The 20,693-nt window shown below is 40.9% G+C and carries 20 protein-coding genes; 7 read left to right on the forward strand and 13 right to left on the reverse strand.

The window, feature by feature from the left end; translation table 11 throughout:
• Nucleotides 1–107: 107 nt before the first annotated feature.
• From NIES592_RS16495 to NIES592_RS16520, 6 genes are all read right to left on the reverse strand, one after another.
• A complete protein-coding gene (locus tag NIES592_RS16495) occupies nt 108–557 on the reverse strand; it encodes an SRPBCC family protein (protein WP_062244957.1) in 450 nt (149 codons plus the stop codon).
• Between the two features lie 17 nt (nt 558–574).
• Entirely contained in the window at nt 575–763 is a 189-nt protein-coding gene (locus tag NIES592_RS16500) for a CPXCG motif-containing cysteine-rich protein (RefSeq protein ID WP_073556320.1), read from the reverse strand.
• A 67-nt stretch (nt 764–830) separates the two neighbouring features.
• The gene (locus NIES592_RS16505) at nt 831–2,474 is read right to left on the reverse strand and encodes a B12-binding domain-containing radical SAM protein (RefSeq protein ID WP_073556321.1); all 1,644 of its coding nucleotides are present in this window, start codon (nt 2,472–2,474) and stop codon (nt 831–833) included.
• Between the two features lie 62 nt (nt 2,475–2,536).
• Nucleotides 2,537–2,791: a SemiSWEET transporter gene (locus NIES592_RS16510; RefSeq protein WP_062244945.1), complete on the reverse strand. Its 255-nt coding sequence runs from the start codon at nt 2,789–2,791 to the stop codon at nt 2,537–2,539.
• A 336-nt stretch (nt 2,792–3,127) separates the two neighbouring features.
• Nucleotides 3,128–4,603: a M16 family metallopeptidase gene (locus NIES592_RS16515; RefSeq protein ID WP_073556322.1), complete on the reverse strand. Its 1,476-nt coding sequence runs from the start codon at nt 4,601–4,603 to the stop codon at nt 3,128–3,130.
• A gap of 49 nt (nt 4,604–4,652) precedes the next feature.
• The gene (locus NIES592_RS16520) at nt 4,653–6,227 is read right to left on the reverse strand and encodes a M16 family metallopeptidase (RefSeq protein ID WP_073556323.1); all 1,575 of its coding nucleotides are present in this window, start codon (nt 6,225–6,227) and stop codon (nt 4,653–4,655) included.
• Between the two features lie 150 nt (nt 6,228–6,377).
• Between NIES592_RS16520 and NIES592_RS16525 the strand changes: the two genes are divergently transcribed.
• Nucleotides 6,378–6,992: a TetR/AcrR family transcriptional regulator gene (locus NIES592_RS16525; RefSeq protein ID WP_009458512.1), complete on the forward strand. Its 615-nt coding sequence runs from the start codon at nt 6,378–6,380 to the stop codon at nt 6,990–6,992.
• Here the strand turns inward: NIES592_RS16525 and NIES592_RS16530 are convergent.
• Nucleotides 6,989–7,426, reverse strand: a complete 438-nt coding sequence (locus tag NIES592_RS16530; protein WP_062244935.1) for a DUF4332 domain-containing protein — start codon at nt 7,424–7,426, stop codon at nt 6,989–6,991. The two genes, NIES592_RS16525 and NIES592_RS16530, sit on opposite strands and share 4 nt — an antisense overlap.
• 287 nt (nt 7,427–7,713) lie before the next feature.
• Here NIES592_RS16530 and NIES592_RS16535 point away from each other — a divergent pair, with 287 nt between their 5' ends.
• Complete coding sequence (locus NIES592_RS16535) at nt 7,714–7,938, forward strand: hypothetical protein (protein ID WP_073556324.1); 225 nt, start codon at nt 7,714–7,716, stop codon at nt 7,936–7,938.
• A gap of 138 nt (nt 7,939–8,076) precedes the next feature.
• On the opposite strand, the gene NIES592_RS16540 is transcribed toward NIES592_RS16535, so the two are convergent.
• The 4 genes from NIES592_RS16540 to NIES592_RS16555 form a co-directional block, all read right to left on the reverse strand.
• Entirely contained in the window at nt 8,077–8,664 is a 588-nt protein-coding gene (locus NIES592_RS16540; protein WP_062244929.1) for a cysteine hydrolase family protein, read from the reverse strand.
• 58 nt (nt 8,665–8,722) lie between these two features.
• Entirely contained in the window at nt 8,723–9,517 is a 795-nt protein-coding gene (locus tag NIES592_RS16545; protein WP_371915105.1) for an ABC transporter permease, read from the reverse strand.
• A 49-nt stretch (nt 9,518–9,566) separates the two neighbouring features.
• Nucleotides 9,567–10,601 carry an ABC transporter substrate-binding protein gene (locus NIES592_RS16550; RefSeq protein WP_009458530.1) on the reverse strand — a complete coding sequence of 345 codons (1,035 nt, stop codon included), beginning with the start codon at nt 10,599–10,601 and terminating at the stop codon, nt 9,567–9,569.
• A gap of 262 nt (nt 10,602–10,863) precedes the next feature.
• Entirely contained in the window at nt 10,864–12,420 is a 1,557-nt protein-coding gene (locus NIES592_RS16555) for an OmpA family protein (protein ID WP_062244924.1), read from the reverse strand.
• A gap of 146 nt (nt 12,421–12,566) precedes the next feature.
• Between NIES592_RS16555 and NIES592_RS16560 the strand changes: the two genes are divergently transcribed.
• The 5 genes from NIES592_RS16560 to NIES592_RS16580 all read left to right on the forward strand — a co-directional run bounded on the left by NIES592_RS16560 (nt 12,567) and on the right by NIES592_RS16580 (nt 17,746).
• Nucleotides 12,567–13,949, forward strand: a complete 1,383-nt coding sequence (locus NIES592_RS16560; RefSeq protein ID WP_062244921.1) for an aminopeptidase P family protein — start codon at nt 12,567–12,569, stop codon at nt 13,947–13,949.
• Between the two features lie 401 nt (nt 13,950–14,350).
• A complete protein-coding gene (locus NIES592_RS16565) occupies nt 14,351–14,803 on the forward strand; it encodes a phosphate-starvation-inducible PsiE family protein (RefSeq protein WP_009458534.1) in 453 nt (150 codons plus the stop codon).
• 77 nt (nt 14,804–14,880) lie between these two features.
• A complete protein-coding gene (locus NIES592_RS16570; protein ID WP_062250455.1) occupies nt 14,881–15,336 on the forward strand; it encodes a nitrate reductase associated protein in 456 nt (151 codons plus the stop codon).
• 129 nt (nt 15,337–15,465) lie between these two features.
• A complete protein-coding gene (locus NIES592_RS16575; RefSeq protein WP_009458536.1) occupies nt 15,466–16,068 on the forward strand; it encodes a DJ-1/PfpI family protein in 603 nt (200 codons plus the stop codon).
• A gap of 301 nt (nt 16,069–16,369) precedes the next feature.
• Nucleotides 16,370–17,746 carry a PrsW family glutamic-type intramembrane protease gene (locus NIES592_RS16580; protein WP_073556326.1) on the forward strand — a complete coding sequence of 459 codons (1,377 nt, stop codon included), beginning with the start codon at nt 16,370–16,372 and terminating at the stop codon, nt 17,744–17,746.
• A gap of 358 nt (nt 17,747–18,104) precedes the next feature.
• Here NIES592_RS16580 and NIES592_RS16585 read toward each other — a convergent pair whose 3' ends face one another.
• Nucleotides 18,105–18,749 carry a hypothetical protein gene (locus NIES592_RS16585; RefSeq protein WP_016871094.1) on the reverse strand — a complete coding sequence of 215 codons (645 nt, stop codon included), beginning with the start codon at nt 18,747–18,749 and terminating at the stop codon, nt 18,105–18,107.
• Between the two features lie 328 nt (nt 18,750–19,077).
• Nucleotides 19,078–20,661: a CHAT domain-containing protein gene (locus tag NIES592_RS16590; RefSeq protein WP_073556327.1), complete on the reverse strand. Its 1,584-nt coding sequence runs from the start codon at nt 20,659–20,661 to the stop codon at nt 19,078–19,080.
• Between the last annotated feature and the right edge of the window lie 32 nt (nt 20,662–20,693).

Genomic DNA, 20,693 nt, shown 5'->3' on the forward strand with positions numbered 1-20,693 from the left:
TGGTGGTTGTTGTAGAGACGTGCCATGGCACGTCTGTACAGTGGTTAGTAGTTAGTAGTTAGTGGTTAGTGGTTAATAATTATTTCTCTACTCCCCGTCTCCCCACCTCATCTTCCCTCACACTCCCGTCTCGTAATGTGATGGCGATAGCGAAACATTGCTTCTAGTTGCACATTCACCAACCAGCCACCCAGAAATTCCACTGGATCTCCACCAGGTAAAGCAAAAGAAACTTCATCTGTCAACCTAGTTTTACCATTTTCCGGTTCAAATCGATGCCGATGCACCCAATAATCGAAGGGACCAGATATTTGTTCATCGGTAAATAAATGAAATTCTTCGTATTCGGTATGACGTGCTAACCAACGCAAAGGTAATGGTCCGAGAAAAAGACGAAATTCCGTCACAGCACCCACGCCCAACCCTCCCTCACGACGCATGACTTGTACAGGTTGCCAAGGTGGAGTTAGCATTTGTAAAACATCTGGTCTTTCATGAAATCGCCACACAACCTCTACCGGTGCATCAATTACTGAGGAGTATTTAAAGTCCAGCATTGGGAACAACCTCAAATTCACCCTTCATATTCAGTATCAATTTCAATATCCAGAGTCTCTTCATCAACACGGATATATAAAATATTGGGACAACAGCAAACCTGACAATCTTCCACATAAGATTGTTGTCCCCCTGCACTCAAGTCAACAAAAGTCAGATTTGTTTCCCCACAATAAGCACAATAAAACTCTGCTGTAGTTTGCATCTATCAATTTTAGAATTTGGATTTGAGATTTTCGATCGCTAATTGCCAATGAATAACTTTCTTATCATTAACCGTTAGCAGTTAGCAATTGCTCAGATGGTTTAAACTGACTTGTAGCTTCTGCTAGATGCTTTTGCAGGGTAGACTGTGGTAAAGGTCCATGTAAATGATGCCAAGGTAAGACTTGCTCAGTTGACCAATTAGCATGAACATAGAAATCTAACTCAGGTAGTTTCCCTTTGAGTTCCTTAAAAGCACGTTTGTAGCTACCCAGAGAATCTCCAAAGTTGCGCGTAAGTTCCAGTAAGTGTGATAATCTGCGATCGCCTCTCGAGATCAAAGCTTGAATTATAGACCAATTGTAACTTTCCGGGCGAAAATCTATCCCTTGGGGTTTGAGCTGTTTTTGTAATAACTGTAACCGCTTTTCTGCTTGACGATTCACCCCAAACCATTGAAACGGCGTATGCGACTTAGGTACAAAGGTACTGCATCCCAATGTTAAGCGTAAACCGGGAGCAGCTTTTTTGATCTCGCGCATCATTGCGACAGTAGCATCCAAATCCTCAGCTTCCTCCCCAGGAACCCCTACCATTCCGTAGAGTTTCAAACCTGTTAATCCGCCAGCTTTAGCATTTACTGCTGCTTGGATGATCTCGTCGTTATGCAACTTTTTATTAATGATTTGCCGTAATCTTTCCGAACCACTTTCTACAGCAATAGTCAGAGATTTAGTATCACGTTTTGCCAAAGTTTTTGCTAATTGTACCGTCACAGTGTTAGTGCGCACCGAAGCAATACTCAACCGCACATCATCGTATTTTGGCTGACTAATATAATCTAATAAATTCTCAAATTCAGGATGTTGAGTCACAGAAGCACCCAATAATCCCAGCCGATTTGTCACAGCTAAACCTCTTTCAATCGCTGGGATTAATGACTCTTCTATACTTGCGGTTCTAAAAGGTAAAGTAAGATAACTTGCCAAACAGAAACGACACATTTCTGGACAACTTCTCACCACTTCTACCATATAAATATTTTCCCAAGCTGCCTTTTGGGTAACTACCGTTGAAGCTGATAAAACGTTGCCGCGATAAGTTTGCTTTTGGACTACAGTTGGAATTTCTGATGAAGTTGGACTAATAAACTTAATTGCACCATCGCCACTATTATATTCAACTTCATATAAACTTGGAACATAAATTCCTGACACTTGTGCCAGTGCTTTTAATTGAGTTTTTCGGTCAGCATTTCTCACAGCTTTATAAGCATCAATAAAATTACCAAGCAGATTTTCGCCATCCCCCAAAAGAATGACATCAAAAAAATCTGCAAAAGGTTCTGGGTTAGCAGTGAGGACAGGTCCACCACCAAAAACAATGGGATGATGATCATCACGAGCAGCCGTGCGGATCGGAACTTCTAAAAATTCCAGTAAATTCAAAATATTCACATAATCCAGTTCCCAAGAAACAGAAAAGCCGAATAACTCTGGTTCTTTGGGAAGTGATTCGTGAATATCAGTAAACAGGCGACTCACCTGCACATCTGCACGCATAGCCAAAGTCGCCCATACTACCTGATAGCCAAGACTAGTTATACCCACAGTGTACTCGTTAGGAAAGGCAAAAATAGTGGGAATAGCATCAATATCAGGAGTAGCGGGTGTGAATAAAAGGCGTTCGGCAGAAAAAACAGATGACGTCACAGTTGGAAAATAGGGGCTAAAGGTTAGGGGCTAAGAACCGAGAAAAATTTAGTCTTTAATTATTATCTATATCTAATTTTAAGCCATAAAATTATCAGGTTAAAAATTAAAGTTATAAAATTAGCTAAAATAATCGCTAAATCCTGACGGAAAATTCCATATATCAACCATAAAAAAATACCGATAATAAAAGTAATCAACATCGTGTAAGAAACATCTTTTGCTGATTTTGATTGCCAAGTCTTCAGCATTTGTGGTAAGAAAGCACTAGTGGTAAGCGTAGCTGCTGCCAATCCCAAAATAGTCAGTAACTCCATAGATTAGATGCATTATATTTAGTTAAATATATCCATTTATTATATCAATAATAAGTATTATTAAATCTGTCTTATCCAAATTATTTTTAACTCTTTATCGGTGTTAATCTGTGTTCATCTGTGTTCGCTTTTCTCTACCCATCCAAGTACAAACCGCTATATCTTAAAGCCACAAGAAAATTTATATTTGTAAATCGAACACCGACGCACACCGATGCACACAGATGGATTTTTCATTTGGATTTTGTCTGTTCTGCGTTAAAAAAGACCAGATTTAGTAGTAAATAAAAAACCCGGCTGACATAATCAACCGAGTTTTCATGATAGTTAATCAATTTAACTTTGTGCTTGGGGTGAACCAGGAATAGTCACATCTATTGGTGTCACTTGTTTAGCTAATTGTGTCAACGGTGGGTTGATCGCTGTTTGATTTCCCACAACCAAAGTTACTAAAGAATCTGGTTTTAAATACTTCTGTGCTACTCTCTGCACATCAGCTGCTGTGGTTGCTGCTACTGCTTTTTGGTAGCGGAAGAGAAAATCAGAGGGATAGCCATAATATTCATATCGCATCAAGCGCGATAAAGTTTGGGCGGGGTCTTCAAAATTGAAAACAAACGAATTGAGAGTAGATTCTTTAGCAAAAGCTAATTCTTTGGGCGTGATTGGTTGAGTTTGGAGGCGTCGTATTTCTGTTTGCAAAGACTTGACAAATTGTACAGTTGCATCAGATCGCGTTTGTCCACCGGCAATGAACATACCAGGATAATCATAGCGTGGACTCCAGTAACCGTATACAGAGTAAGCTAAACCCTGACGCGATCGCACTTCATTAAATAAGCGTCCACCAAAACCATTTAAAACGCCATTCAACACATCCAACGCTGGATAGTCGGGACTGTTAAATTGTCCTCCCAAATGACCAATGAGAATGCTACTCTGAGTCAGCTGTGGTCGATTGACAAAAAATACTCCTCCTCCTTGGGCTGTGACCTGTGGTAACTGGGGTTTAGTAAAATTGGGATTGGGTTTCCAGTCACCAAAGTTGTCTTGAATTAAGGACTTCATCTTTTTCGGATCAAAGTCACCCACAATCCCCAAAATCATATTGTTGGGATAGAAATACTGTTGGTAAAATTTCACTAAATCCGGACGAGAAATTTTAGCCAACGTCTCATACTCTGTGGTACGGGCATAGGGACTGTCTTTACCGTAGACTAATTTCTTAAATTCTCGTCGGACAATTTCATTGGGATCATCATTGCGCCGGGAAATCTTACCCCGCTCTTGTGTCTTGGCTAAGGCTAGTTTATCTTCAGCAAAAACAGGTTCACGCAGGATCTCAGCAAACAACCCTAACACAGTTTCGACATCTTCACTCAGCGCTTCAAAGCTAGCATTACCACTAGTTTCATTAATATCAGTCTCCACTGAAGCTGCCCGCTGTTCCAAGATCTGGTTTAATTCATCTGGCGTATGGGAACGAGTTCCTCCAGTCCGCATTACCGTCCCTACCATCTGAGCTAAGCCGACTTTATCTGATGGTTCAAAGCGATCGCCAGTACCAATCAACGCCGCACCATTCACCAAGGGTAATTCGTGATTTTCCATCAGATAAACCACCATACCGTTATCCAACTTATACCGCTCATACTTTGGCAACTTAATTTCCGGTAATGGTGCAAACTCTAGCTCTGTATAGTGCTTTGCTGCTGTCGCCGCCCAAGAAAAATTAACAGTTAAAAGTACTAAGACAAAAGCAGCAACTACTGCACAAACCAACCCCTTAAATTTAAAACTTTGGATTTTCATCTGCTTTTTGCCTGTTCTTTTATACCTCTTCATACCTCTTGTTTTTTCCTCATCCTTGTTGTGACAACAATTTACCAATGGTGCGATTCTCGGATGTAAAAGTTGCCTTTGCTACTCGCTGAACATCCGCAGCGCTCACAGCTTGCAATTGCTCCAACTGCTTAAATAAGTTTCGCCAAGAACCAGTTTTCACCTCATACTCCAACAACTGCTGCGCCATCCCCATGTTAGAATCAAGCGATCGCAACAATTCTGCCCTTGCTTTAGTTTTGACTCGATCTAATTCCATCGCTGACACGGGTTCCGTCTTGAGTCTGTCAATTTCCTGGCGTAAAGCCATCGCGACTTCATCAACCGTATGACCCGGAGCCGTGAGAGCATAAAATAACATCAAATTCGGATACTTATTTCCGGGAAAACCACTAAAACCTTGGGCTGAAAGTGCTAATTGCTGTTTTTCCACCAAAGATTTATACAGACGTGATGTCCGTCCATCACTCAGCAAACTAGCAATAATTTCATAAACAGCATCATCTGGATGGGTAAGTGCCGGACGATGATAACCTTCTAGGTACCAAGGTTGAGAATTTAACTTGACTGTCACTTCCCGCGTTTGTTTCTGTGGTGGTTCCACTGGCAGTTTTGCCACAGCCTTGGGTTTTGCTTTGTAGCGCCCAAAGTAGATTTGCGCTAGTCTTTTAACTTCCTTGGGGTTAACATCTCCCACAACAGCCATAGTTAAATTACTCGGCACATAGTACGCATCGAAAAACTTTTGTACATCCTCCCGTGTCAAGTTGCGGATATCTTCGTCATAACCAATAATTGGACGCCTGTAGGGGTGGAGTTGGAAAGCTGTATCGATAAACTTTTCTAACATCATTCCAATTGGAGAATTGTCTACCCGCAGGCGTCGTTCTTCCAAAATCACATTTTTTTCTTTATAAAACTCCCGGAATACAGGCTCAAGAAAACGTTCTGACTCCAGCGACATCCACAATTCCAACTTGTTAGCAGGAAAGCTGTAAAAATAACGGGTGGCTTCTGTGGAGGTATTAGCATTTAAATTTACACCTCCCGCCTGTTCCACAATTCGTCCCAGTTCATTTTGATTGACAAGTTTGGCTGCTTGTGCTTCTACTTGCTCAAATTGCGCTGTCAACTTAGCCACTTCCTCTTTTTTGCCAGCAGCTTGGGCAGCTTCAATTTGGGCAGCTAGTTGATCTAATTTGTCTAGCAGGGGCTTTTCTGCTTCGTAGTCTTTTGTACCAATCCTCGTGGTACCCTTAAAAGCTAAATGTTCTAAAAAGTGGGCTACACCAGTTTTTTTATCTGGTTCATCAACACCACCAACATCAGCATAGGTAAGAAAAGAAACAACTGGTGCTTGGTGACGTTCCAAGACAATAAACTTCATCCCATTGTCGAGGCGAAACTCCGTCAACTGCTTAATCACTCGATCCAGATAGGGTTGGATTGAGCTTTGGGCTGGTGGAGTTTGAGTTTTAGCGAAAGCAACTTCTGGTGATAATCCCCACCACAAAGTCAATGCTAAAAGCAAAATGGCGATCAGACGACTTGCTTTGTGTTTCAACATTGGCAATCCAAAATTGGCATGATTCATAAGCAAAATTAGAAGTAAAGTTTTGTTACTGAAAACCCGGGGTACTTGCGAGTAGAGCGTTAATCTTGTATTAAGCTTTCTGTGTTTTTTGTACTTGTTGTAAGACAATAATGCTACGAGTCCTGTTCCGGATATTTCACTATAACTGTTATGCGCGTTTTTAATTCTCCTCCGCCATCAGAGGCACAAACCCGTGGCCGTATTTTACAGGCAGCACGGCGCTTGTTTGCCTCCCAGGGATTTGATGGCACCACCACCCGCGACTTAGCACAGGCTGCTGGAGTTGCGGAAGGGACGCTATTTCGTCATTTTCCAAATAAAAAGGCCATTTTGGTAGAGGTAGCGACTGCTGGCTGGGTGGAGATTCTCACCGATTTGCTGACAGAATTAAGTGAAATGGGCAGTTATAAAGCAGTGGCGCAGGTAATGCGCCGCCGGATGTGGAACATGCAAAAAAGTGCCGACTTGATGCGGGTGTGTTTCATGGAAGCACAATTTCACCCAGATTTACGCGATCGCATCCAGTCAGAAGTGATTGACAAAATGACTGATGTTGCCGAAGCCTTTTTCCAAACGGCCATGGATAAAGGTATTTATCGCCAAATGGATGCCAAATTGGTAGCGAAAGTATTTTTGGGAATGTTTGCGATCGCAGGTTTTTCTCACAATACCCTGATGGAACCTGATGCTTCCCCTCAACAAATGCAGCAAATGGCAGAAGGACTTGCTGATATTTTCCTTAATGGTGTGTTAGCTAAAGATTAGGCGATCGCTTGAGCTTGTTGAATCCACTGCTGTACTTGCTCAACAGCAGGACATAAATCTCGCCTTTGCATCGTCGCCACTTGCAAGCGCAAAATTTGTTTGTGTAATCTGTGAGTGGGAATTGTCGCCAGCAAGGCTACAGAACCGACACCAGCATGAAGTAACAATCCACAATACTGAGTACCAACGCTAGGAATTCGGGCTAAATCGGCTAGTGCTACCCATTTATTGACATACTGAAGATGAATTTGCAGTTTATTGGCGAGTTTCACTTTAGCCTGGAGAGTTTGACTTTGTGCAATTAGTGCTTTTGTGGTGGAAATACCGCAATTTTGCAGTTGAGATATTTCTTGCTGAGATAATCCTGGTAGTTGTTCAATCGGCCAGTCACAGGATTGTACAGGATTAACTGGCGCTTTAGGTTTAGGAGACATTTCTATAATTTAACAATGAGCTCGCACTTATTAAATTAACGTTAATCACAAAATATGAATGAAATCACATTTGCCACAAACTTAAAAGCGATCGCAAATAACAATTAAATTTAAGTACGTACCGACGCAAAAATATTTATCCATTTTCCCAGAAACATAAATCGCTGTATCTCTTTGCTATTGCCTGTTTCCCGTTCTCTTTTGCATCCGATTCTCTAGCGTCTCTAACTTCAAAATTCCAACTCGCAGTACCTTAAAAATAAGTAAAGTTTCAAAACATCAAATCTATGTTCCATATCGAGCGTTGGAGAAAAAAAGACATTTGGGCTATTCTTGCTGCTGCTAGCTTAGTCATCTTACCAGGGGGATTAGTTGCCTGTAACTTTGGTGTAGGAGGTGAAGCTCAAGAACAACAAGAGAATAACACAAATCAATCAGAGTCAGATGACGATGATGACGACAGAGAAAATAACCAACGACAAAATAACGATGATGACGATGATGATGATTAGAAATTAAATTCAGTGAACAGTTATCAGGCATATTCTGGAAATAAGCACTAGCAAAGCCCGACACACATGAGTACAGTGTTTCGCCAGTAATGAAAACTGATAACTGCTCGTACTGATATGCTCAACTTTAACTCCTTTCTAAACTGAAAACATCGTAGCCTTCAGGAAGTCTGTGTGTGAAATACAAGCACCTGCTTGTAAGTATTCCATAGCCTTGAGGGCAGACCAGTGAGCCTCCCAATCAGAGCCAGCACAACAATCTGCAATCACATGAAAATAATAGTCCCGCTGGTGGGCATCTACGGCTGTATAGTGAACGCAAACATTAGTCATTGTCCCCATAAAAACCAAAGTGTCAACTTTTAACCCTCGCAAGAGAATCTCCAAATCCGTGCTAAAAAAGCAACTATAGCGGCGTTTAACAATTACAAATTCTCCTTCCATGGGAGTGAGTTCCTTATAAATTTCAGTACCAGGCCATGTTTCCAAACAATGAACTTGCTCTGCACCGTCTAACTCTCGACCAAAATCTACCATTTGTTTACGATGAACTTCCTGAGTATGGATGATGGGCAGTTTGGCTTGTCGAGCAGCAACAAGAACTTGCTTCGCCTTAGGTAATACTTCTGCTGCTCCCACTATTGCTAAAGAACCACCTGTAAAGACATAGGTTTGAAAGTCAATACTGATTAAAGCAGTTCTTTTCAGATCCAAATTGAACTTCATAAATATCCGTAGTAAACTTCCACTTTCTTTTCCCCTAGCTTGAACAGCAGAAATCTAATTAGTCTACAGCCCATTTACAGCTTATACGCAGTAACAATTGAAACAATAAATCAAACACCAAACCAATCAAGCCAATAACAATCAAACTTGCAAAAATTTCATCAGTCTTGAGAAATCTTTGAGCAACGCTAATCCGGCGACCTAACCCTTCTGTCGCGGCCACTAATTCAGAAACAATCACCAAGTTCCAAGCCCCCGCCATATTTACCCGACAAGCATTAATCACGGTGGGGAGAATAAATGGCAAGATAACTTGCAGTAAAATCTGTCTTTTGTTTGCACCTAAAGTATAAGTGGTATCCAATAACTCCTTGGGCACAAACTTCACCGCGTCCATAACCATTAGGATATTGAAGAACACATTACCGATAAAAATCAGCATAATTTTTGACGTTTCTTCCACACCAAAGTACAAGATTAGTAAGGGAATAAACGCTGGAGCTGGCATGTAGCGCACAATACCAATTATCGGTTCAAGAAGTGCCTGAACACTAGCAAAAGCCCCCATTAACAACCCTAATGGCACGGAAACAACGGTCACCAGTAAAAATCCAACCGATACTCGAAATAAACTAAAGGCGGTATCTGTTTGCAAATCCCCACTTACTAAAAGTCTTTGAAATGCACCCAAAACTTGACCTAAAGAAGGCAGAAATAGTGGTGAAATCAAACCAGTGCTAGTAATTGCCCACCAAAGTACAAGAGGAACAGCAATGGACAAAAACATTAAAGTCCATGCCAGATTTTGCGGTATATCCTCAGCCACTCGCCAAAAACTAGATCCTGGGAACATTTTTTGAAGATGCCCAGAATAGATTACTTTTAAACCTTTGCTATTTTGGCTATGATTTTTTTTGCGCAGCATAGGCCTTGACAAAGCGATCGTCAAATAATTTGCTCAGATCAGGCGCCTGTTTAGCTAGACCTGTTTGAATAAGAAAATTGCTAATTTCTCCAGCAGCATACTGTAATGATGTCATGTCTTGACCTGGGCGAAATGCTTTCAAATTCTCGGACAGTCCTAACAGTGTCACACCTGATGAGAAATTTTTATATTCTGAGACTGAAACTCCAGCACGTTCCGCCATAATTTCATAAGACTTTTGGGGATTAGCTCTGATAAAATCTAGGGTTGCAAACCAACTATTTACCAAAGCTTGAACATCTTGAGGACGCTCGTTCAGTGTTTTGCGACTAACCACTAAATGATCGGAAATTGCACCAGGGAAGTCTTTAGAACTGAATAATTCTTTACTCCCAGGACGGGATAAAGCCTTTGTAGTAAAGGGTGCAAATACTCCGACAGCATCAACTTGTCCTGCTACAAAAGCTGCTGCTGCTGCACCCGTTTCTAGTGGTCGAAATTCAATATCTGCCTGAGTTAAACCTGCCTTTGCTAATCCTAAAAGTATGAGAAAGTGGTCAACGGTTCCTTCTTCAGCAGCAACTTTTTTACCTTTAAGATCAGCGATACTATTAATGCCTTCGCGGACAATTACTTTGTCGCTACCAGTTGAGTTATCAATGGTTAGAACAACGATTTGATCTGAGCCAGCTGCGACGGAACTGATCACATCGTTTAACGTTTGACCGTTCGCATCTAGTTGACCTGCTCTCAAAGCATTAATTGAGTCCAAATAAGCATCAAACCACTTCAAATCTACATTGACTTTATTCGCTTCAAACAGCTTTTCTTTTTTAGCTACTTCCCACGGAAAGAACCCAGCCCAAATATTTAAACCTAATTTTATGGGAGTAGTTACTACAGGCGTTGCAGTGTTCGTAGTCGGTGTGGTGGTTTGTCGAGTGCAACTAACTGTTACAATCAAACTGATTAAAAATATGACAAATAAAGCTAGTAAAGCACGTGGTTTCATATAATTTAGTGGAAACACCCATAATTATCACTTAATTAATAGCTTATGAGAATATTGGCGTGACAAAGACAAAAAATCATTGATTATTTACTAGTGGTTCACCAAAGCAAGTTAGACGGGTAAAATAATGAACCGCGGAGGCACGTAAACACTCTCATCGGCTTCCGTGAGTAGTGTCTTAAGTAAAGGTAGATGCAAACCGTGCCCAAGAAAAACACAATTATAAATTGTTTTACCTAGCTTGTGTTGATATGAAGGTGTACTAGTTACCAACACGAACTAAGCGAATTTCCGTACGTTGATTACGGCGATCTTCACCGGGTAATCCTGGCAACGCTTCTTTTGAACCTTTGCCTTCAGCAAAGATATTATGGTTCAAGCCACGCTGACGTAAATATTGGACTACTTCCTCTGCCCTTTGTTGACTTAGCTTTTGATTAGCTTCAGGATCGCCAGTCGCAGAAGTATGACCAATGACTCGTAGTGCAACTGTTTGTTCGTTGAAATCTCCAATTTCCTGAGCTAGTTTATCTAGGGTCAGACGAGCTTCATTGGTCAGTAGTGCTGAATCTGTCTTGAATTTGACCTCTCCTCGCAATTGCAAGTTACCAATATTAGGGGCAGTTCCAATTTGGTTCTGGTTTAAATTGGGAATCGAAGCCATCTCCTGACCTTCAAGCTTCTTCGCTAAGTCTGGATTGTCAGAACGGACTTCATCAATCAGATTTTTTGTATTTTGTGCAGCCTTGGCAATTAATTCAGACTTGTATAAACTCTCTGAACTCAAGGGAAGTTCTTTCCGTTTTCCTGCTAATGTTAGCACTGCCGCAGTTGAGCGGATTTTTTTATTAAGTGTGCCGTCTGTGAGCCATTTTTGGGCTTCTAAAGAGGTGAAAAAATCGATACCTCTAATGGCAATTACTGCTTCTCTAGGAGATAGATTGCTCACAGCAGCTATTTCTGTTTGCAAGCGTGAAGCATCACGTATATTGGCATCCATCTCCCGATAGTAAGCCGATAAAAATTGTTCGATAACCCCAGGCTGAGATTGCACAAGGCGATCGCTGGCAACGATCACATCAATAATTGTGCCTGGGGCATCCTTGCTAGATAAAACTACTGTATACCCTTGTTGTCGAGCCTGACTCACATAAGGTTCCCAAACAATGGCGATCGCAACATTTTCATTCGGGTCTTGCAACAATTTCCAAGCTTCACCAGCATCCGCTACTTTCTTAAGTTGGAAATCTGATAACTTGAATGCTTCAAATTTACTACTCAGAACCATTGCTAGATACTCACTCGGAGTATCACCTGCAAAAGCAATACTCAACTGTTGTCCTTTGGTATTTGCTTGTTGGATCAGTTGAGGTAGATCTATTAAAGATTTTAGATTGGGATATTTTTTCGTATTCAGGACTACCGCATCAGCCCCAACAGTTGTATCAATCAAGCCAACTATTTTCCCCTTAGTTGGATTGACAAGAAACTGGTCGAGTGTTGTCAGTATAATATCAACTTTTCCCTGATTCAGGTGCTCTGCCAATTTACTAAAGCTTAATTCCTGTTGATAACGTACATCTTCTAATCCAAGTTCTTTAAGGGTTTTCTGGAAAGCCTGACCACGGAAAGTACTGTAGCCACTGAAATCATTACCCGAAACTATTAATTTCTTTATCGTTTCTTTTTTCGAGTAGTTTTTCGTGGTTGTGATCGAAGGCAAATACTGATCAAACAACCAAGTGCTAATAAAAACAAGGGATGATAATCCCACTGCCATACTCAGCACTATTACAAATAAATTTTCTTTTTGTTTCATACAACCCTCGCATTATACAAGTGATTTTATGAGGATTTAACTCGGGTTATAAAATCCTTTGTTTTAGAGTGTATTTTCGCTAAAAATTGATTTTACAATCACCACTCATCACATAAATAATGAAACTGATAACTGAGAACTGTGCCATGCTCACCCATAATACCTGCATTTCTCTGATTGAGACCCTACGCCAGCGCAGACAAAAATTAGCTAGCCACATTGATTTTCCTGCAATTCTTTGGTCAGGAAACAGCAGTCCACGCAATTTTCCAGCCAATGTTTTTCCTTTCCGGGCTAGCAGCCATTTTCTCTACTTTACAGGATTACCTCTACCAAATGCCGCTATTCGCCTCGAAGCAGGCAAACTGGAACTATTCATGGATGATCCCACCCCTAGTAACGCCCTTTGGCATGGTGAAATGCCCAGTCGAGAAGAAATAGCCACTCAAATCGGGGCAGATGCAGCCTATCCCATGGCAGAATTACAGCTACACCTAGAAGGAGCAGCAACAATTCCTGTCCAAGATCCAGCCACTTGGACACAACAATCACAACTGTTGAATAGATGGGTACTGCCACAAAACCAACTGCAAGGCATTGACTTAGAATTAGCCCAAGCCATTATTGATTTACGTCTCATCCACGATCAAGGAGCCTTAGCCGAATTGCGAAAAGCTGCTGCTGTTACCATTGAGGCACATAAAGCAGGTATGGCTGCAACAACTAGCGCCAAAATAGAAGCAGAAGTACGCGCAGCCATGGAAAAAGTCATCATTGCCCACAACATGACTACTGCCTACCAAAGTATCGTCACTGTTCACGGCGAAATTCTTCATAACGAACAATATCACCATCCCCTACAACCAGGTGACTTATTACTTGCCGATGTCGGTGCTGAAACAGAAATGGGTTGGGCTAGTGATGTCACTCGTACCTGGCCTGTAAGTGGAAAATTTTCATCTACCCAACGAGATATTTATGATGTAGTCTTGGCAGCCCATGATACTTGTATTGCCCAGGTGCAGCCTGGTGTAGAATACCGAGATATTCATCTGTTGGCATGTACCGTTATTACTCAAGGTTTAGTAGATTTAGGCATTTTGCGAGGAGATGCCGAAAATTTAGTAGCAAGGGATGTCCATTCCTTATTTTTTCCCCATGGTATTGGTCATTTACTGGGTTTAGATGTCCATGATATGGAAGACTTGGGCGATTTAGCCGGATATGAACCAGGAAGAAAAAGGAGCGATCGCTTTGGTTTAAGCTATTTGCGTTTAAATCGTCCTTTACAGGCAGGTATGTTAGTAACAATTGAGCCTGGTTTTTATCAAATCCCAGCGATTATCAACGATCAAAAAGTACGTTCCATCTACCAATACACAGTTAACTGGGAACGTTTATCTCAATTTGCTGATGTACGTGGCATCCGCATTGAAGATGATATTTTAGTTACAAAAAATGGCAGCGAAATCCTAACAGATACTTTGCCAACTGATGCTAGTGCAATAGAGGAATTAGTTAGTGGTTAGTGATCCTCATGATAGTACCATCCCAGACAATAAGTTTTCTTCGTGTCTTCGTGTCTTTGTGGTGAAAAATAAATTTATTTATTGGCACTCTGAAAATCTGGTACAAGATATCAGTTATTATTTCGGCTGAGCGATAATATTCGCTCAAAACAATCTTATTGCTACTAAAAAAAGCCACAACGAAGATAACTAGCTAGTAGTAAGCGTTAGGCTGACTTTTATGAACTTTTTTAGGAAGTTTAGTTCATACAGCGCAACCTTTCTCCCTTGTCTTCCTTATCCATTTGGCAGGTAATATCTTTGAATTCAAATTAGTATTATTTTCCCCAAGGGGTTGACCCTGGAATCATAACCAAGTTATGTAATTGCTATCACCGATTATCTAGCAGAGGGTGTGGCAGATGAGAAAACTGTTTAAGCGCATTCGGGAAACAGGACAAGATGAAAACTTTATGCACCTGATTGAAAATATAGAGGTGCTTGTATCAAAAATTCTCTCTGTGATGATGGTGGTAGTAATTTTTGTAGCTGTATTTGATTTAGGTATTTTTTTGTTAAAAGAATTATTTGATACGCCATATGGCAAATTTAACAAAACTTTATTTACAATTTTTGGCTTATTTTTAAATATTTTGATTGCTTTAGAAATTCTCGAAAATATCACAGGTTATCTCAAAAAACATGTTCTACAAGTAGAATTAGTGATTGTAACTTCTTTAATTGCCGTTGCGCGTAAAATTATTATTTTAGATCTAGAAAAAGTTTCAGGAATTGATATCATCGGTTTAGGTATTGCTTTACTTGCCCTTTCAATTAGTTATTGGATAGTTCGTAAAACGACTAGCAAAAATTAAATATAGGGTAGGGCGCAAAGCGTTTTATCCCTACAGTAATGACTTTTATTGTTCTTTGGTTTTGCTCAAAGTTAATTATGGCAACAGAATTTTTTCAGTTTGAATCGGATTTTGTTGACTCTCTGCGTTGTATCCCAATGCAGGTACGTTGTAAGCTCGATACTTGTGGTATCAAACTGAAGTTATCAGATTGGAATCACATGACTCAAGTAGAGCGTCAACAACTTGTTGAACTACCTTGCACTACAGAATCTGACATTCAAGCCTATCGGAAATACATTCAAGATTTGATTTTACAACGCACTGGTATGCCTGTAGCTGAGTTACCTGTTGAATCTCATCCAGCTTGGATGGATACCACTACTGTACCAACTAGTGTGTATGAAAAAGCTCAAAAAATGGGTGTTACTATTACCACTGAACACTGGTCAACTCTAACTGATTTACAGCGTTTTGCCCTAATTAAATTGAGCCGTTCTCATCATGAGAATAAAAACTTTTTACCGGCTTTGAAGGAATTTAATTTGTTATAAAAAATCTTGGAACTTTTACTGAAGCAAAGTTTTTGATATAAAGTATCTGATAATACAAAGACATCAGGACATCAAAATCATATAGGTGCTTGTGAAATTATTTTTACCATACAAGGGAGGATATAAAATATGGCTGCCAAGAAAATTTTAATGCTCGTTGGGGATTATGTAGAAGACTACGAAGTTATGGTTCCCTTTCAAGCACTACAAATGGTAGGACATACTGTTCATGCAGTTTGTCCCAACAAACAAGCAGGCGAAAAGGTGCGAACTGCTGTTCATGACTTTGAGGGAGATCAAACTTATAGTGAAAAACCAGGTCACAACTTTACTTTAAATGCCACTTTTGATGAAGTAAATCCTGACACTTACGATGCTCTAGTCATCCCTGGAGGACGCGCACCAGAGTATATCCGTTTGCATCAAAAGGTGTTAGAAATTACTCGTCACTTTGCCCAAGCAAACAAACCAATAGCTGCTATATGTCACGGTTTACAATTACTAGCAGCAGCAGATGTGTTAGTAGGAAAGAGTTGTACTGCTTATCCTGCTTGTGGACCGGATGTACACCGTGCAGGTGGTCATTATGTCGAGATTCCAGCTGATGAGGCAATAGTTGATGGTAACTTGGTGACTGCACCCGCTTGGCCAGCCCATCCTCGTTGGTTAGCAGAATTTCTGAAGGTACTTGGTACCAAGATTGAACATGTTGAGATAGCTAAAGTTGGCTAAATTCAGTCAAAAGTTATCAGTGAACAGTAAAAACTCCCTCAAAACTATATTTGAGGAAGTTACTCAATTGACAAAACTGATCACTGATAACCAAATAATGAACCAAGCTCATCTAATGTCTAAAGCTGATGTTGTCTAACTGTCAGGAACACAAGATATCATTTATTTTGATTTTTATAATTTATAATTCCTGAGCAAAGAGTGAAGCTATAGTGGATTTAGCAATTCTGCTAATTAGTGCAGCTAGGATTAATTCTTACTGCCAATTATATTTTTGCAATAGTTTATACCCTGCAACTCGATGACAGGCAAATACGCAAGACAAAATGCATTTCTGCGGCTAGTGTCTGGTAATGGGGCAGCTTATGGGTCTGATTTTCGCTATTCGCTGTTTCCCACTAAAGAAGTAGTAATTGGACGTGACCCTAGCTGTCAAGTTGTCTTAGATGCCATGATTTACCGCATGGTATCTCGTCGTCATGCGGTGGTTCGTCCTCTTCCTCCCTCCCCAGATAGCGAATTAGGTTGGGTAATTTGTGATTTGAACAGTGCTAATGGTACTTATCTCAATGGACAACGCTTGCAAGGTTGTCAGCAATTGGTAAGTGGCGATCGCATTACTCTTGGCTATGATGGCCCGGAATTGTTGTTTGAGTACGAATTTAACCATCAATCTACTGTAATATCTTCCATTGCCGAAGCCACATCCCTACCACCGGCTGGCTACCAAAACACAAACATACCAGATTCTTCGGTTAGTTTTACACAACTGTTTCCCATTATTTCTACTGGTAAAGATTTAACTCGTAAAGCCTATCTTATCCCTGGTGTTCTTACGGTCGTCTTTGTAGTACTGATGTTTGCCACTGTCGGCGATCCCCAAGCGAATCAAGTAGTTGTGGGGACTTACATAGCTTTTGCCGCCTATTACTTTATTTACCAGTTGTGTGGAAAACGCAAGCCTTGGTGGGTGTTGATGGGTTCAGGATTGACAACAATGTTGATCTTGCTGAGTCCTCTCACAGATTTTTTTATTTTCTTCTTTCGTGAAGTTCTACCTGGTAGTTTGCCTGCAAATCAGCAGGAATCCGTTACCTTTACAGAATTACTCATTCGGTACTTTTTTGGTGCTGGGTTGATGGAAGAATTACTCAAAGCCCTACCAATACTGGGAGCTTATGCGATCGCTAGAAGTTTATCATCACCTTGGCGAGAACGTATCGGTGTCTGGGAACCTCTTGATGGTATTCTTCTAGGAACCGCTTCTGCTGTAGGATTTACTCTGTTAGAGACATTGGGGCAGTATGTACCGCAAATTATTCAAAGTGTGACTTTCCAGGCTGGGGATGGTGCTGGTCAACTAGCAGGATTGCAACTGCTGATTCCCCGCATCTTGGGTTCTGTGGCAGGACATATGGCTTACAGTGGCTATCTGGGCTATTTCATCGGTTTAGCTGTTCTCAAGCCCAGGAAAAGTTGGCAGATTTTGCTCGTTGGCTATTTAACTGCCGCAGGACTTCATGCTTTATGGAATGCTACGGGAACGATCAACGGCTTATTGTTAGTGGTTGTTGGTGTATTATCTTACGCTTTTTTGATGGCTGCTATTCTCAAAGCCAGGGCGCTATCACCAACAAGAGAGCATAATTTTGCTACCCGCTTTCTTGGCCCGAAGTAATACCGTTTCTCTAAAATTCTCTAAAAGCACTTGGCGTCACCAGGTGCAGAAGGTTTGTATCAAGAATTTTTTGAAATAGTATAAACTTCACTAGATTGTAAATAGGGGTACACAGCTGTGTACCCGTAAAATTTTATCTATTCCAGACTCCACCTCATTGAGAACGAACATATTTTTTCCCTCTTTAGGTAGATGACGCAGGTCTTGCAATTTGATAATTTCCGGATACGATAAATGTTCTATAACTTGAGAGAATAAATTAGAACATTCCACAAAGTTTGCAAGACAAGCGCCATGTAAATATAAGGTTGCTTGCAAGTATAAAGATTGAAGCAGACTAAAAGAAAACAGATTTTTTTTAAGCTTCCCCCTGAAAGCTGTTGAGTTGTTGCAAAGCATAGTAAGCGATCGCCATACTAACTCTAGCTTGTTCAATTTCAGATAGATTTTTCCATTCGTGTTCATCAATTCGGTTAAGAACAGTTTCTGCGGTCTTTTGTGATTCGCTACTCCGCATCGCATAAGCATAAGGACGGGCCAAAACCAATAAATCTTCAGCTCCCCAGCCAGGTAATACAGACTGAACACATTCCACTAGTTTATCTGCCATTAATTGTTGGGTAGTACAAATATCAGCAGCTTTTTGAGCGATCGCCTTTAACCATTGTTTTGGTACGCCTGTAGCTAAGCGGCTTTGTAAAGTTTCTTGAAGTTGAATTACTATGTTACTATCTGTAGTATGATTGTAGGGTAAAGCATGAGAAGTCCATAGCGCTTCTAGATGATTGTAAAAATCTTCAGAGCGTGTTGTGAGTTCTTCTTCTAGGACATCTTGCAGCAAAAACTGCTCTTCCAAGTGATGAAAATATTCTTCTGATTGCTCATCAGCTGGATTCCAAGGATAAGTGCCATCCTCTGGTTGCAGTAGTGCTTCTAAAAATTCCAGTTCGATTTGAGAGGGGATTGTTTGGAGTTTTTCTAAACCGTTGGTTTGTCTATTCATTTTGTCGTCTCCCGATTAATTATTTTGTGGTATTTACAGCTACACCAGCTTCCATCTAATTTCCGCACACAAAGTTTAATTCTGCTGGTTTTTCTGTAAGCTTTTTGCTGAGATTGAAAAATAGAAATAAAACACGGAGTCAAAAGGCTAGCAGCTAGGGAAAATAAGAAGTTGTAAGGATTTTCTTTACCTGACTGTGGACAATTACTTCTAGTATGTAAGTTGCCCAAAATGGTAAATTCGGCTACAAATAAACTGACTGATAATTACTTGATAGTACAAGCTCCCAGACTAATCCAAAATCTAAAATCCTTTGTGACTCCTCAGTTTAGGAACTCTCAATCATAAACTCCCAAGGATGACTATTTCTACTACCAAACTTTAACTGCATTCCTGGTTCCAGCAGAACTTCCTGGTGGTGGATTTGTTGCCAATCACTATTAGTAGAGCTGGAAATCCAAGTTGTACCGTAGGTAGAGTTTTCTCTTAGGTAATATGTTCGCACTGGATTAGCGCCTGTGAAAGTATTCCGACACAAGATTTCAGCTTGGCGTCGAGAAACAGAGGGTTGTGGAATTACAATGTCATTATCTGTAGTACGACCGATGCGAGTAACTCCGGTTTTCAGTTTATAAGTGATCCCAGCCGATCGCAAGCAAGCCATAGGCAGCAGAGAAGCCATACCAGGTATGGAAGTTTCTGGTAATTCCGTATTACCCTCTTCGTAACTCCGAATCAGTTCGCCATCAAATTGTGGATGTAGATAGAGAACAGGTAATGTCCAAGGCAGTTGGTTAAATCTATAAACTGCCAATAGATGTTGTCTTGCTTCTGCTACAGCATGGTCGATTGGCAGTCGCCTTCGCAAAGCTTGGACAAAGGTATGAATAAAAGTCAGACTTTCCTCGTCAGCAATTTGGTCACGCATTCCTAAAGCAGCAGGAACGCCATTGCGAATCAGCACCTCGATCAAACTGCTGTAAGGTATCGCCTGACCGTTAACAGCAGCAGGTTGCGCTCCCCAACAGGCATTTAAAACTGCTAATTTCACTCCCGTATGGCTGAGAACTTGTGCCAATTCCATACCATTGAGACGCATCCCAGGACGCAAATGCAAATACCCACCATCGGGGCCTCGGGAGCCATGACCTCCATAGAATAAAATATTGTAATTTCTGGTTTCTAGTTCTTGGATCAACTGCTGTGGGGTTGGTTGCACTAGTGTCTTGACTGTACAAGGTGCATATCCTTGGCTATGACTTCCCACTATAGAGCCATTAGAAAGAGTTTGCTCTAAAATAGCAGCTTCTCTATCCAGTTGGAGATTATTTTCATCCTCTCCCAGAACTAGCAGAATATTTAATGATTGATCAGGTCGCAAACGCAGTGGTAGCGGTTCAACCTCATTAGTAGTACGACTAAATAAAATGTTTTGAGACAGTGACATTGCCGACTGACCAACTTCGCGCTGCATAATTTCCCACGGCAAAGCAGTTAAATTTGGGTCACGAATTTCTAGTCGAAAGCGCAAACGTGTATTTTGACCAGCGGCAATACCACTACTGTATTCCAGACTGCCCAAGATTGGCCCATCGAACAACCAACGCCACAGGCTAATTCCCAAATGTTGCATCAAATGACTAGTGTAACTCATCTGACCAGAAGTTGGTGAAAGCAACTCATTTGGGAGTGGATTTGATGTTGTGGGTATGGCTGTGGGGGAAATATCTATGCAACTGTCAGGAGCAAACATCTCCTGCCACTTTCGCCAAACTTGAGTTAACTCCGCTGACCAGACGCAATCATGGATATCACGAGCGCCAGGGTAGGGAGCTTCAAACACACAAATAGCGAAATGGTCGGGACCAGCATTGACGAGACGCTTAACCGCCAAGTTCAGGGATGGATTCATTACATACAAACATCAAAATCAAAATTTTTCAA

Source organism: Fischerella major NIES-592 (genome assembly GCF_001904645.1).
GTDB lineage: Bacteria > Cyanobacteriota > Cyanobacteriia > Cyanobacteriales > Nostocaceae > Fischerella > Fischerella thermalis.